Origin of the sequence: Nocardiopsis alborubida (assembly GCF_012396365.1) — a bacterium.
GTDB lineage: Bacteria > Actinomycetota > Actinomycetes > Streptosporangiales > Streptosporangiaceae > Nocardiopsis > Nocardiopsis alborubida.
This window is the reverse complement of the sequence record NZ_JAAXPG010000004.1, coordinates 100798-114366: the sequence shown is the minus strand read 5'-3', so window position 1 is coordinate 114366 and position 13569 is coordinate 100798. Positions and strand designations below refer to the sequence as shown.

Here is a 13569-nt window from a genome sequence, read left to right as displayed (position 1 = left end):
ACTTCAAGCGCCGCCGATACCGGACGGCGCCCGGATCAGGAGGAGCCCCCCATGTCCGCACCCCAGGCCGACCCGCTGGACGACGTCGAACTCGCGCGTTCGCTCGACGGCGGTTTCTCCAGCCGCCACGCCGACGTCAACGGAGTCCGCCTGCACTACGTCGAGGGCGGCTCCGGGACCCCGCTGCTGCTGCTGGGCGGCTGGCCGCAGACCTGGTGGCAGTGGCACCGGGTCATGCCCGCACTGGCGCGCCGCCACCGGGTGATCGCCGTGGACCTGCGCGGCATGGGCGGTTCCTCCAAGCCCGCCGGCGGCTACGACAAGAAGACGATGGCGCGCGACGTCCGCGAGCTCGTCCGGCACCTGGGCCTGGAGTCCGTGGACGTCGTCGGCCACGACATCGGCGCGATGGTCGCCTACGCGTACGCGGCCAACCACCCCGAGGCGACGCGGAGGATCTGCATGCTGGACGTCGCGCACCCGGACGACGGGTGGTCGGAGTTCCGGCTGCTTCCCGAGCCCGGCCAGCCGGTGAACACTCCGGTGGGGGACGGCGGAAACCCCCTCCTGTGGTGGTTCGCCTTCAACCAGGTCCTGGGACTGCCGGAGGAGCTGCTGGAGGGGCGCACCCGTGTACTCGTCGACTGGCTCGCCGAACACGTCACCAAGGACCCCGGATCCATCGACGAACGGTCCCGCGAGGTCTACGCCCGCGCCCTCTCCAGCGCCGACGCCGTCCGTGCGGGCAACGCCTGGTACCGGGCGTTCAACACCGACATCGCCGACGAGCGGACCTACGCGCCCGTGTCGGCGCCGATCCTCGTGCTCGGCGGCGAGCTGAGCAACCACGCCTCGCTCCGCGAGGTGATGCCCGCCAAGGGCACCGACGTGCGGGTGGTCAGGGTCGACGACAGCGGCCACTACGTCCCCGAGGAACAGCCCGGGGCGGTCATCGACGCACTGGAGTCCTTCCTCGCCTGACGCTCCGCCTCCGGCACGGCGCCCCCGCCGTGCGCGGGCCCTGCGGGGCACCCGCGCACGGCGGGCCGGGGTGGCCGAGGGCACTCGCGACCGATTTTGCAACTTGTTGCATAATAAGTGCGGGCTGACCGGACACCAGCCCGCGAGGCACCGCGCGAGGAGACGACATGGGCGACTACCCCCACCTGCTGGAACCGCTGGACCTGGGCTTCACCACCCTGGCCAACCGCGTGGTCATGGGCTCCATGCACCTGGGCCTGGAGGAGGCTCCGGGCGGCTTCGAGCGGATGGCCGCCTTCTACGCCGAGCGCGCCCGGGGCGGCGTCGGCCTCATCGTCACCGGCGGCATCGCCCCCAACCCCGAGGGCGCCACCTACAAGGGCGCCGCGAAGATGACCACCGAGGCGGAGGCCGAGGAGCACCGCGTGGTCACCGGGGCCGTGCACCGCGAGGGCGGGCGCATCGCCATGCAGATCCTGCACACCGGCCGCTACGCCTTCAACGAGGACGCGGTCGCGCCGAGCGCGATCCAGGCCCCCATCAGCGCCTTCACGCCCCGGGCGCTCACCGGTGACGAGGTCGAGCGCACCATCGAGGACTTCGCCCGCGCCGCCGAACTGGCCAGGCACGCCGGATACGACGGCGTGGAGATCATGGGATCCGAGGGGTACCTGATCAACCAGTTCATCGCCCAGGCCACCAACAGGCGCGAGGACGGCTGGGGCGGCTCCTTCGAGAACCGCATGCGCTTCCCCGTGGAGATCGTGCGGCGCGTGCGCGAGCGCGTCGGCGCCGACTTCATCGTGGTCTACCGGCTGTCCATGCTCGACCTGGTGCCCGGCGGTTCCACGTTCGACGAGGTGGTCCGGCTGGCGAAGGCCGTGGAGGGGGCCGGAGCGACCATCATCAACACCGGCATCGGCTGGCACGAGGCGCGCATCCCCACCATCGCCACGTCCGTGCCGCGCGGCGCCTACAGCTGGGTGACCCGCAGGCTCCGCGGCGAGGTGTCCGTGCCGCTCGTCGCGGTCAACCGCATCAACACCCCCGAGGTCGCCGAGGCGGTCCTGGCCGGGGGTGACGCCGACATGGTCTCCCTGGCACGCCCCTTCCTGGCCGACCCCGACTTCGTCGCCAAGGCCGCGGCGGGCACCCCCGAGCAGATCAACACCTGCATCGGCTGCAACCAGGCCTGCCTGGACCACACGTTCAGCCTGAGGACCAGCTCCTGCCTGGTGAACCCGCGCGCCTGCCACGAGACCGAACTCGTGCTCTCCCCCACCCGCCTGCGCAGGAGGGTGGCCGTCGTGGGCGCCGGACCCGCCGGGCTCGCCTTCTCCGTGTCCGCCGCCGAGCGCGGGCACGGGGTCACGCTGTTCGACGCGGCCGGGGAGATCGGCGGCCAGCTGAACCTGGCCCGCCGCGTGCCCGGCAAGCAGGAGTTCGACGAGACCCTGCGCTACTACCGCGTCCAGCTCGACAGGCACGGGGTGGACGTGCGGCTGGGCACCCGGGTGGGAGCCGCCGACCTGGAGGGCTACGACGAGGTGGTGCTCGCCACGGGCGTCACTCCGCGCGTGCCGGGGATCCCGGGCGTGGACCACCCCAAGGTGGTGGGCTACGCGGACGTCCTGCGCGGAGACGCCGAGGTCGGTGAGCGCGTGGCGGTCATCGGCGCGGGAGGCATCGGCTTCGACGTGGCCGCCTTCCTCACCGACGGCGGTGGCGTCGTCGACACCGGGGAGTTCCTGCGCAGGTGGGGCGTGGACACCGACCCCGCCTCCCGCGGCGGCCTCGGCGAACCCGAGCGCCCCGCGTCACCGCGCACCGTGCACCTGGTCCAGCGCAGGACCGGCAAGGTCGGCGCGGGCCTGGGGAAGACCACGGGGTGGATCCACCGGCTGGAGCTGCGCCACCGCGGCGTGGAGACGGTCGCGGGTGCCGAGTACGACCGGATCGACGACGAGGGCCTGCACCTGACCGTCGACGGGGAGAAGCGCGTGCTCGACGTGGACACCGTCGTGGTGTGCGCGGGTCAGGAGCCGCGCCGGGACCTCGCCGACGAGCTGACCGCCGCGGGCCGCGCGGTCCACCTGATCGGCGGCGCCGACGAGGCGGCCGAGCTCGACGCCAAGCGGGCGATCGACCAGGGCACCCGCCTGGCCGCCGCGCTGTGATCCCTGCCCCGGCCCTCCCACCCGGAAGGCCGGGGAAAGCCGGGTTCAAGGATCCGCGCGACTCCGTGCCCCGTGAGTGACACGCGCGTACCCCGGGTAGCCGCACCACCATGAGAATCGGTGAACGCATCCGCCGGATCGAACGCGAGGAGCAGCTCGACCCGGCGGTCTCCGGCATGAAGAGCCTGGCCGAACGGATCCCGTCCGGCACCGTCCGCGACATGCTGCACGGGGTGCAGCTCGGGCACCCCGTCCATCCGATCCTGGTGCAGCTTCCCATCGGCACGTGGATGGCGGCCGTCCTGCTGGACTCGCTGCCCGGAGACCACCGCCGCAGCGCGCACGCGCTGGTCAACGCCGGACTGGTCGCGACCCTGCCCGCGGTGGTGAGCGGCCTGGCGGACTGGTCGCAGCAGCACGAACGCCAGCAGCGCGTGGGCGTGGTGCACGCGGCGACCAACGGCGTCGGCGCGCTGCTGTTCGGCGCCTCCTCGCTGGCCCGGGCCCGCGGCCGCCAGGGCTGGGGGAGGTTCCTGGCCCTGGCCGGCGTGGGCGTGGTCGGCCTGAGCGGTTCCCTGGGCGGGCACATGGCCTACTACCGTTCGGCGGGCGCCAACAGCGCCGACCACCTGGTCGACCTGCTGCCCGGGGGCTGGCACGACCTCGGCCCGCTGGACGGGTTCGACGACGGCGGACTCGGCGGGGGCGACGCGGCGGGCGTCCCGGTCCTGGTGGCGCGGACGGGCGGCTCCGTGACCGCGATGCTGGGCACGTGCCCCCACATGGGCGCGCCCCTGGCCGAGGGCGAGCGGGTGGACGGGTGCGTGCGCTGTCCCTGGCACGGCAGCGAGTTCCGCCTGGACGACGGGACGGTGGTCCACGGACCCGCGACCGCCCCGCCGCAGGTCCTGGAGGCGTCGGTCGTGGAGGGCAGGGTGATGGTCCGCCTGCCCGAGTCCGCTCCGTGATGGGGCGCGGATCTTTTTTCTGAGCCTGCTACAGGGGGGTCTTCGGGCGTCCACGGGGTTCTGGAGGTGACGGAGGCGGGACTGCAAGCAGGACTGCGCCGTAGGCGTCGGTTGAGGGTGGTGGCGGGCGACGGGTGGGACGAAGCGAAGCGGAGGCCCCGAGGAACACTGCCTAGAATGCGCCCATGTCCCTGCCCCACGCCATCCTGACCGCCCTGTTGGAGAAGCCCTCGTCCGGCCTGGAGCTGGCCCGGCGCTTCGACCGCTCGATCGGGTACTTCTGGTCGGCCACCCACCAGCAGATCTACCGGGAGCTGGGCAAGCTGGAGCGGGCGGCGCTGATCCGGGCGCTGACGGCGGACGGGCCGACCCGCGGACGGCGCAAGGAGTACGAGGTGCTGCCCGCGGGACGGGAGGAGCTGGAGCGCTGGGTGGACGTGCGCGAGGACCCCAGGGCCTCCCGCGACCCGCTGCCGCTGCGGCTGCGCGCCGCCGGGGTGGTGGGCGTGCGCGGTCTGGTTCCGGAACTGCGCCGCCACCGCGACCTGCACCTGCTGCGGTTGGAGGAGTACCGCGGGTTCGAGCGGCGCGACTACCCGGACGGGCCCGCCACCGAACGGGAGCGGGTCCAGCGCCTGGTGCTGCTCGGCGGCATCGACGTGGAGGCCGGGTGGGTGTCGTGGCTGACCCGCGCCGTCGAGGAGCTGGAGGGCGCCGGGGAGGGCTCCCCGGACCCCTGACCGCGTCGGCCCGGTCGGCACCGGACTCCCGCGGGCGGATCCGCGGGGCGCCCCGCTGGTTCCTCAGTCCCAGTCCGCCCCGGACTCCGACAGGTTCTCGGGCAGACGCAGTCCGGGGCGCAGCGGAACCAGCTGGGCCTGGAGGACCATGGCCGCCGCGCCGATGGCGGGCGCGGTCGCGGCCGACGTGGACATGCGCACCTCGACCGGGTGGGCGGCGCGGGCGAAGAAGGCCCGGTCCAGCTCCTCCTGGATGACGGGCAGGTAGACCGACCCCGCCACGGCCAGGCTCGAACCGGTCAGCACCAGCAGGTCCAGGTCCATCAGGTTGGCCAGCGTGCGGACCGCCACGGCCAGGTGGCGGGCGGAGCGGTCCAGCAGGGCGCGGGCGGTGGGCTGCCCCCGGCGGGCCGCGCGGACCACGGCGGTGAACTCGGCCGCCACCGACGGCCGGACCCGGCCGCCCTCCCGCGTGAGGTCGGCGGTGCGGGCGAGGGCCTCGTCGGCCCGGGCGGCCGCCACGACGGCGGCCGGACCGGCGACCGCCTCGGCGCAACCGCGGCCGCCGCACCAGCACAGCGGCCCGTCCACGTCCAGGCACACGTGCCCGATCTCCCCGGCGTTGCCGCTGGCACCGTGGTAGGGGATGCCGTTGACCAGAACCCCGGCGCCGACTCCGGTGCCCATGTACACGGCGGCGAAGATGGACGACCCGCCGACCACGCCGGACCAGTACTCGCCGAGGGCGGCGGCGGTCGCGTCGTTGCCGGGGACCACGGGCAGGCCGACCGCGCCCTCCAGCTCCTCGGCCACGGGGTAGTCGGCCCAGTGCCGTAGGGAGGGGTGCCGGTGGAGCCCGCCGGTCGGGGCGACCAGCCCGACGCCGAGTACCCGCTCGCGGTCCACTCCCGCGCCCTCCACCAGGGCGTCCATCTGCCGGGACATCCTGGAGGTGGTCTCGGCGGGGTCCTCGTCCCGGTTCACCCCGGCGCGGGTCATCCGGGAGACCACGGCGCCGGTGAGGTCGATGAGGGCGTAGGTGATGCCGACGGGGTCGATGTGGACGCCCACGGCGTAGCGCGACTCCCGGTTGAGCCGGAGCAGGACGCGCGGCTTGCCGCCGGTGGACTCGGCGCGTCCGGTCTCCAGGACCAGGCCGTCGTCGATGAGTCTGCGGACGACGGTGGAGATGGTGGCACCGGTGAACCCGGTGGCCTCCACCAGCCCCACTCGGCTGATCGTGCCCGCGGCACGGATGACGTCGAGGACCGCCGCCCTGCTCGTCGTGTGCGGAATCGCCCGTGACGGCCCGCCCAATGCCACCTCCACCGCCTCGACGGCCGGTCTCCGGCCGCGCTCCCGCACTGTCTCCTCCCCGCCCCTTAAGGCGCCGCGCCCGGGCGCGGACCGCCCGGGGCCGCGATCACCGTGGACGGTCGCGCCGGTCGCGTCGCGCCCACACGCGGGGAGCGCCCCCTCCGAGTCCGGCGGGCAGGCGTGGGCCAAGTGTCGCGCTCACCGGCGGGGACGGCAACCCGGCCGCCCCCGTCGCGCCGAGGCCGCCACCCGCGGCGGAGCGCCACGGCCCCTCGGGCCGCACCGGCGCACCGCGCTCAGCCCCCCTCAGCACCGGCACGCGTCCGGGTCAGACCCGGGTCGCGCGCACCAGGACCAGCCGTTCCGGGAAGAGCACCGGCGCCTGGAGGCCCGCCCCCTCCAGCGCCCCGCCCCTGACGCGGACGCCCTCGGGGGTCCACCAGGGAAGCGGAACCCCCCACCGGTGTGCGTTGCCGTCGGGCACGTCCCCGGGCGCCTGCGGACGGACCCGGTAGACCGCCTCGGGGTGCAGGCCCGGCAGCCGGACGGGCCCGGTCGGGTACAGCTCCGAGGTACCCGTGGCGACGATCGCGTAGAGCGCCTCGGACCGGTCCCCGGCGACCACCCCGTGGACCCGGACCGCCGGGTCCGGGTGGTCGCCGTGCACGGCGGTCCCCGTGTGCAGCAGCCCGCGCAGCTCCTTGTACAGCTCCACCCACTCCCGCAGGCGCGCCAGGTCGGCGGGGTCGGCGCGGGTGAGGTCCCACTCGATCCCGAAGTGCCCGAACAGGGCGGTCCCGGCCCGGAAGTCGACGGTGTGGCGGCGGTCGGTGGTGTGCGCGGTGCCCGCCCCCACGTGGGTACCCATCAGCTCCAGCGGGACGAGCGCGTTGGTCCACCGCTGGATGTCCTGCCGCTCCAGGGCGTCGATGCAGTCGGAGACCCACACCCGGTCGGTGCGCTCCAGCACGCCCAGGTCCACCCGCCCGCCGCCGGACGAGCAGGACTCGATCTCCACCCCCGGGTGGCGGCGGCGCAGCTCGTCCATCAGCCGGTACACCGCCAGGGTCTGGCCGTGGACCCCGGCCCGCCCGGTCGGCCGGTGCCCGGCGTCGACCAGGTCCCGGTTGTGGTCCCACTTGAGGTAGGCGATCGGGTAGGCGGACAGCAGGTCGTCCAGGCGCTCCAGGACGTACGCGAACGCCTCCGGGCGGGCCAGGTCGAGCACCTGCTGGGAACGCGCCGGGCGGGGCAGCCGGTCGCCCGCTGCCATGATCCAGTCCGGGTGCGCGCGGGCCAGGTCGGAGTCCTCGTTGACCATCTCCGGCTCCACCCACAGCCCGAACTGCATGCCCAGCCCGGTGACGTGGTCGGTGAGCGGACCCAGTCCGTCCGGCCACACCTCGTCGGAGACGTACCAGTCGCCGAGGCCGCGCCGGTCGTCGCGGCGCGAGCCGAACCAGCCGTCGTCGAGCACGAACCGCTCGGCGCCCACGCGGGCGGCGGCGTCGGCCAGCCCGCGCAGCCGGTCGAGGTCGTGGTCGAAGTACACGGCCTCCCAGGTGTTGACGACCACCGGGCGCGGGGTGGAGGGGTGGTGCGGGCGCGAGCGCAGGTACCGGTGGAAGCGGGCGGAGGCCTCGTCCAGCCCGTGCCCGTGCGAACCGTACTGCCACGGGGTGGTGTAGGACTCCCCGCCGGCCAGCACGACCTCGCCGGAGAGCAGCAGTTCGCCCGAGCCCAGCAGGGACACCGCGTGGTAGGTGCGCTCGGCGAAGGTGCGGTGGTTGCCCGACCAGGCCGTGTGCACGGCCCACACCTCGCCGGAGCGGTTGCCGAAGCCGTGCGTCCCCGCGGCCAGCAGGTGGGCCGCGTCGTAGCCGGTGCGCCCGGTGCGGTTCTCGCGCACCCGCAGGCCCTGGGTGAAGGCGGTCCGCTGCGGGCTGCGCTCGCGCATGTGGCGGCCCCCGAAGTCGAGGAGCTCGACCGCCTCGGTCGGGACGGGGAGGACGAGGTTGACGGCGTCCACGGCGAAGGGGGCGGCGTCCCCGTTGGTGACGGTGGCGCGCTGGCGGACCAGGCCCGAGGGCGTGAGCTCGACCACGAGGTCCAGACCGAGCCCGGCCCGGGCGTCCTCGGCGCGGACGGTCAGGCGCCCGCCCGCCGGGGAGCCGTGCTCCACCGCGGACTCGCGCACGCGGAACGCGGTGGAGAAGTCCGCACCGCCCCGGTTGCCGACGAGCCCCGGGGTGCCGAGCCAGCCGGCGGACTGCTCGGGGAGCACGGCCACCTCCACCGGCCCGTCCACGGAGAACCCGATGGGCTGGGGACTCAGCGCCAGGCGCAGGTCGACCAGATCCTCGCGGGAGAGGTCACCCAGGTCGGAACCCCAGTGCAGGACCCGGGGCAGGGTCTGGCCGGTCAGGTCCAGCAGGAGGCTCACCCCGGCGGCGCGCAGGTGGGGGAGGTCGGAGCCGCCGGAGAGGGGGCGGTGCGATGCCACGGTCGCCACGTCCTTCGTGGTCGGAGAACAGGGTTGACTTACTTTGTTCGGAAAAGTAAGAATCCCCAAGGTGGCCGGTTCGCGCAAGAGGGGCCGGCACCCGACGACGACCGCGACGCCCCACGGTGCGTGCCCCTCGGACACGCACCGAGCGGTCCCGACCCCGAAGCCCCGAGAGGCACAGATGATCCGTCACACCCTTCACGACGGCTGGCGGCTGTCCGCCACGAGCGGGCCCGTCCCGGAGAACGTCGCGGGCCGCACCGTCCCCGCCCAGGTTCCGGGGAGCACCCACCTGGACCTGCTGGCCGCCGGGCTGATCCCCGAGCCCTACCTGGACACCAACGAGACCGAACTGGCCTGGATGCACCGCGCCGGCTGGCGCTACTCCCTCACCTTCGAGGCCGACGCGCCCGCCCCCGACGAGCGCGTCGACCTGGCCTTCGACGGCCTGGACACGGTGGCCACCGTGGAGCTCAACGGCACCGTGCTCGGCACCACCGCCAACATGCACCGCGGGTACCGCTTCGACGTGCGCGACGCGCTGCGCGCCGGGGCCAACGAGCTCGTGGTCTCCTTCCGGTCCGCCCTGGAGTACGCCGAGGAGGTCCGCGAGGAACTCGGCGAGCGGCCGCACACCAACACCCACCCGTACAACATGGTCCGCAAGATGGCCTGCTCCTTCGGCTGGGACTGGGGTCCCGACCTCCAGACCGCCGGGATCTGGAAGCCCGTGCGCCTGGAGCGGTGGCGGACCGCCCGCCTGTCCCAAGTACGTCCGCTGGTCACCGTCGGCGAGGACGGCACCGGCCGGGTGGAGGTGCACGCCGACGTCGAGTGGTCCGGCAGCGCCGCCGCCTCCGGCCTGGTCCTGGCCGCCGAGGTCGCCGGCGTGCGGGCCACCGCCACCGTGTCGCCCGGCGCGGACACCGGAGTCGTCGTGGTCGAGGTGCCCGACGCCCGCCTGTGGTGGCCGGTCGGCCACGGCGACCAGCCCCTGTACGACCTGTCCGTCACCCTGACCGCGGACGGGGAGGCCGAGCCGCTGGGCTCCGAGGACCGCCGCGTGGGGTTCCGCACCATCACCGTGGACACCGCGCCCGACGAGCACGGCACCCCCTTCACCGTCGTGGTCAACGGCAAGCCGATCTTCGTCAAGGGCGCCAACTGGATCCCCGACGACCACTTCCTCACCCGGATCACGCGCGAGCGTCTGGCCCGGCGTGTGGACCAGGCCGTCGGCGCGCACATGAACATGCTGCGCGTGTGGGGCGGCGGCGTCTACGAGAGCGAGGACTTCTACGACGTCTGCGACGAGCGCGGCGTCCTCGTGTGGCAGGACTTCCTCCTGGCCTGCGCCGCCTACGCCGAGGAGGAGCCGCTGTGGAGTGAGTTCGAGGCCGAGGCCCGGGAGAACGTCGCGCGCCTGACCTCGCACGCCTCGCTGGCCCTGTGGAACGGCGGCAACGAGAACCTCTGGGGCTTCATGGACTGGGGCTGGCAGGAGCGGCTCGGGGACCGGACCTGGGGTTACGGCTACTACACCGACCTCTTCCCCCGCGTCGTGGCCGAGCTCGACCCCACCCGGTTCTACGCCGACGGCAGCCCCTACACCCCGGGCTTCGCCCCGAAGGAGGTCCACCCCAACGACGAGGCGCACGGCACCCGCCACGAGTGGACCGTGTGGAACCAGACCGACTACCGGGCCTACCAGGACCACGTGCCCCGGTTCTGCTCCGAGTTCGGCTTCCAGGGACCGCCCACCTGGGCCACCCTCACCGACTGGGTGCACGACGAGCCGCTCACGCCCACCTCGCCCGCCTTCCTGCTGCACCAGAAGGCCGAGGACGGCAACGGCAAGCTCGCCCGGGGCCTGTCGGCCCACCTGCCCACGCCGAGGAACTTCGAGGACTGGCACTGGGCCACCCAGCTCAACCAGGCCCGCGCGGTGGCGTTCGGCATCGAGCACTACCGGTCCTGGTGGCCGCGCACCGCGGGCGCCCTGGTCTGGCAGATCAACGACTGCTGGCCGGTCACCTCCTGGGCCGCCGTGGACGGCGAGGAGCGCCCCAAGCCGCTCTGGTACGGACTGCGCCGCGCCTACGCGCCGCGCCTGCTCACCGTCCAGCCCCGGGACGGGCGGCTCGTGCTGGTGGCCGTCAACGACACCGACGAGGCCTGGTCGGAGCCGGTCAGCGCGGAACGCCAGACCTTCGGGGGCGAGGTGCTGCACACCGCTAGGATCGAGCTGGCCGTGCCGCCCCGGTCCGCGGCGGAGTTCGACCTGGCGCGGGAGCTGCTCGCGGCCGGGAACGCGAAGGAGGAGGTGCTCGTGGCCACGACCCGCGACGCCCGCCTCGTGCGGCCCTTCCGCGAGGACGTCCACCTGTCCTACGACGCCGACGCGCTGACCGCCGTCGCCGCGCCCGTGGAGGGCGGCTACCGGGTGGAGGTGCGCGCCTCCTCCTTCGCCAGGGACGTCTCCGTGCTGGCCGACCGGCTGGCCCCCGACGCCGAGGTGGACGACATGCTCGTGGACCTGCTGGCCGGGGAGACGCACAGCTTCCTGGTGCGCACGGACGCGGAGGTGGACCCGGCGGCGCTGACCGCCGCCCCCGTCCTGCGCTCGGCCAACTCCCTGCGCGCGCGGCGGGTGTGATGGACGGGTCCGGGACCGGAGGCGCGGTCGGGCTGGTCCTGGCCAGGCCGCGCCGCCTGCTGAGCACTGAGCCCTTCTTCATGGAGTTCATCGCCGGGATCGAGGAGCGGATGGCCGAGCGCGACATGTCGGTCCTGCTGCACCTGGTGAGCGACCGGGAGGCCGAGCTGGCCGCCTACCGCCGGTGGGCGGAGCGGCGGCTGGTGGACGCGGTCGTGGTGGTCAACCCGACCGAGGGGGACGAGCGCCCCGCCGTGCTGCGCGAGCTGGGCCTGCCCGCCGTGGTCGCGGGCAGCCCCGTCCCGGACCCCGCCACGCCCACCGTCCTGACCGACCACGTGTCCCCGGTCCGGACGGCGCTGGAGCGCCTGCTGGAGCTGGGCCACCGGCGCGTCGCCCGGGTGACCGGGCCGGTGGGGCTGCTGCACACACGTGCCCGCACGGAGGCCCTCGTGGAGGGCTGTCGGGCGGCCGGGGTGCCCGATCCGGTGGTCCTGGAGGGCGACTACTCCTACGAGGCCGGCGTCCGGCTCACCGGCGAACTGCTCAGGCGGGAGGACCCGCCGACGGCGGTCCTGTACGACAACGACGTGATGGCGGTGGCCGGACTGGACGCCGCCCGCGGCCTGGGCGTGCGGGTCCCCGAGGAGCTGAGCCTGGTGGCCTGGGACGACTCGACCATGTGCCGCCTGGCCGCGCCCGCGCTCACCACCATGAGCGTGGACGTGTACCGGTACGGGGTCGCGGTCGCGGAGTCGGCCCTGGAGTGCGCCGACGGAACGCCCGTCGCGGAGCGGTGGTCACCGGCGGCGCACCTCGTGCCCCGGGGCAGCACCGGCCCGGCTCCCGTCGGGGAGTAGGCGCCGACAGGCCGCCATGGCGGTCTGTCGGTCTGTCAGCTTGTCGGTCTGTCGACGGGGCGACCTGTCGACAGGCCGACATGTCGTTCCGGGTCCGCGCTCCCGCTGCCGGACCCCGCCCCGGCCGGCGGACTCCGCTCCGGCCTCCGGGGCAGGACCCCGGGAACGCGAAAGGCCGGTCTCTCCGACCGTGTGCACCATATGTGCACCGGCCCGGATCAACCGGCCCTCGCTACCTCTACCGGTCCCGCGCTCACCTGGGTGAACGTGGACCTCGTGCGGTGGAGGAGGGATTTGAACCCTCGAAGGGTTGCCCCTTACCCGCTTTCGAGGCGGGCGCCATCGGCCACTAGGCGACTCCACCGCGAGCCACTCTACCGGATACGGCGCCGTGCGAAAAACCGGCTCAGGAGATCGGAACACCTGTCCGTGAGCTCCCTCGGAACCAGGTCCGGCGGGACGACCTCCGGGCGGTGGTTGAGGCGGGGGTCGCGGACCGCGTCCCACACCGACCCGGCCGCACCCGCCTTGGCGTCCCGCGCACCGTAGACCAGCCGGTCCACGCGGGAGAGCACCGTCGCGCCCGCGCACATCGTGCAGGGTTCGAGGGTGACCACCAGGGTGCAGCCGCCCAGCCGCCACTCGCCGCGCGCGCGTGCGGCGGCCCGCAGCGCCAGCACCTCGGCGTGGGCGGTGGGGTCCCCGGTGGCCTCGCGCTCGTTGCGCCCGGCGCCCAGGACGGCGCCGTCCGCGTCCAGCACGACCGCGCCCACCGGCACGTCACCCGTCTCCAGAGCGGCCTCGCCCTCGGCGATCGCCGCGCGCAGCGCGGCGTCGAGGACGTCCCGTCCGATCACAGCCTCATGCCGTCGAGGATCTCGGCGAAGCCCGCGCGCTCGGCCACCACGGCGAGGACGTCGCTGGGCAGGACACCGCCGCCGACCGACAGGGAGCGCAGCTCCTCCTCGGTCAGGCCCAGGTCGGCGAGCAGGTCGCCGTCGCCGTCGGGCCGCGGGTCGGGCCGGGCCCCGGCGCTCTCGGAGGGCGGTGGAGCACCCAGCCCCCCGGCCTCGGAGAGCACCGAGGCCAGCGGGTGGTCGTGCACCACCCGCGCGTCGGAGAGGTACACGCGCGGCTCCCCGCCGTCGTCATCGGCTCGCACGATGGCGAACCACTCGTCGTCGGCCTCCACGAGCAGGATCGAGACCCCGCTCCCCCGGTCGGTCGCGAAGTCGAGCATCAGTTCGGTGACGTCGTCGATGACGTCCACGTCCCCGAGTTCGACCTCGGTTCCCCGCCACGTCCTCCCGTTGGGAGCGAAGACCGCTGCGAAGGTCGACACCGCGTGCTCTCCTGTCCGCCCG

Annotated in this window: 10 protein-coding genes and 1 tRNA gene; 6 read left to right on the top strand and 5 right to left on the bottom strand. The window is 74.2% G+C overall.

What is annotated here, in order from left to right:
* The first annotated feature begins 51 nt into the window (after nucleotides 1-51).
* The 4 genes from HGB44_RS05605 to HGB44_RS05590 all read left to right on the top strand — a co-directional run bounded on the left by HGB44_RS05605 (nucleotide 52) and on the right by HGB44_RS05590 (nucleotide 4866).
* Nucleotides 52-981 (top strand): alpha/beta fold hydrolase, encoded by a 930-nt coding sequence (locus HGB44_RS05605; RefSeq protein WP_061080829.1) that lies wholly within the window; start codon nucleotides 52-54, stop codon nucleotides 979-981.
* Between the two features lie 167 nt (nucleotides 982-1148).
* Complete coding sequence (locus HGB44_RS05600) at nucleotides 1149-3158, top strand: NADPH-dependent 2,4-dienoyl-CoA reductase (RefSeq protein ID WP_061080828.1); 2010 nt, start codon at nucleotides 1149-1151, stop codon at nucleotides 3156-3158.
* A 110-nt stretch (nucleotides 3159-3268) separates the two neighbouring features.
* Nucleotides 3269-4126 (top strand): Rieske 2Fe-2S domain-containing protein, encoded by an 858-nt coding sequence (locus HGB44_RS05595; protein ID WP_061080827.1) that lies wholly within the window; start codon nucleotides 3269-3271, stop codon nucleotides 4124-4126.
* Nucleotides 4127-4311: 185 nt separating this feature from the next.
* The gene (locus tag HGB44_RS05590; protein ID WP_061080826.1) at nucleotides 4312-4866 is read left to right on the top strand and encodes a PadR family transcriptional regulator; all 555 of its coding nucleotides are present in this window, start codon (nucleotides 4312-4314) and stop codon (nucleotides 4864-4866) included.
* 63 nt (nucleotides 4867-4929) lie between these two features.
* Here the strand turns inward: HGB44_RS05590 and HGB44_RS05585 are convergent, their stop codons facing one another.
* Together HGB44_RS05585 and HGB44_RS05580 are read right to left on the bottom strand one after the other, a co-directional pair.
* A complete protein-coding gene (locus tag HGB44_RS05585; RefSeq protein ID WP_231972446.1) occupies nucleotides 4930-6231 on the bottom strand; it encodes an ROK family transcriptional regulator in 1302 nt (433 codons plus the stop codon).
* A gap of 280 nt (nucleotides 6232-6511) precedes the next feature.
* Nucleotides 6512-8695, bottom strand: coding sequence for an alpha-galactosidase (locus tag HGB44_RS05580; protein ID WP_082768384.1), 2184 nt, complete (start codon nucleotides 8693-8695; stop codon nucleotides 6512-6514).
* 175 nt (nucleotides 8696-8870) lie between these two features.
* Here HGB44_RS05580 and HGB44_RS05575 point away from each other — a divergent pair, with 175 nt between their 5' ends.
* Nucleotides 8871-11345: a glycoside hydrolase family 2 protein gene (locus HGB44_RS05575; protein ID WP_061080825.1), complete on the top strand. Its 2475-nt coding sequence runs from the start codon at nucleotides 8871-8873 to the stop codon at nucleotides 11343-11345.
* Nucleotides 11345-12205, top strand: a complete 861-nt coding sequence (locus HGB44_RS05570) for a LacI family DNA-binding transcriptional regulator (RefSeq protein WP_061080824.1) — start codon at nucleotides 11345-11347, stop codon at nucleotides 12203-12205. The genes HGB44_RS05575 and HGB44_RS05570 overlap by 1 nt, the downstream gene beginning before the upstream one ends.
* A 279-nt stretch (nucleotides 12206-12484) precedes the next feature.
* Here the strand turns inward: HGB44_RS05570 and HGB44_RS05565 are convergent.
* The 3 genes from HGB44_RS05565 to HGB44_RS05555 form a co-directional block, all read right to left on the bottom strand.
* A tRNA-Ser gene (locus HGB44_RS05565) sits at nucleotides 12485-12569 on the bottom strand.
* A gap of 10 nt (nucleotides 12570-12579) precedes the next feature.
* Nucleotides 12580-13062 (bottom strand): nucleoside deaminase, encoded by a 483-nt coding sequence (locus HGB44_RS05560; protein ID WP_061080823.1) that lies wholly within the window; start codon nucleotides 13060-13062, stop codon nucleotides 12580-12582.
* Complete coding sequence (locus HGB44_RS05555; RefSeq protein ID WP_061080822.1) at nucleotides 13059-13547, bottom strand: tRNA adenosine deaminase-associated protein; 489 nt, start codon at nucleotides 13545-13547, stop codon at nucleotides 13059-13061. Before HGB44_RS05555 ends, HGB44_RS05560 begins: the two co-directional genes overlap by 4 nt.
* Between the last annotated feature and the right edge of the window lie 22 nt (nucleotides 13548-13569).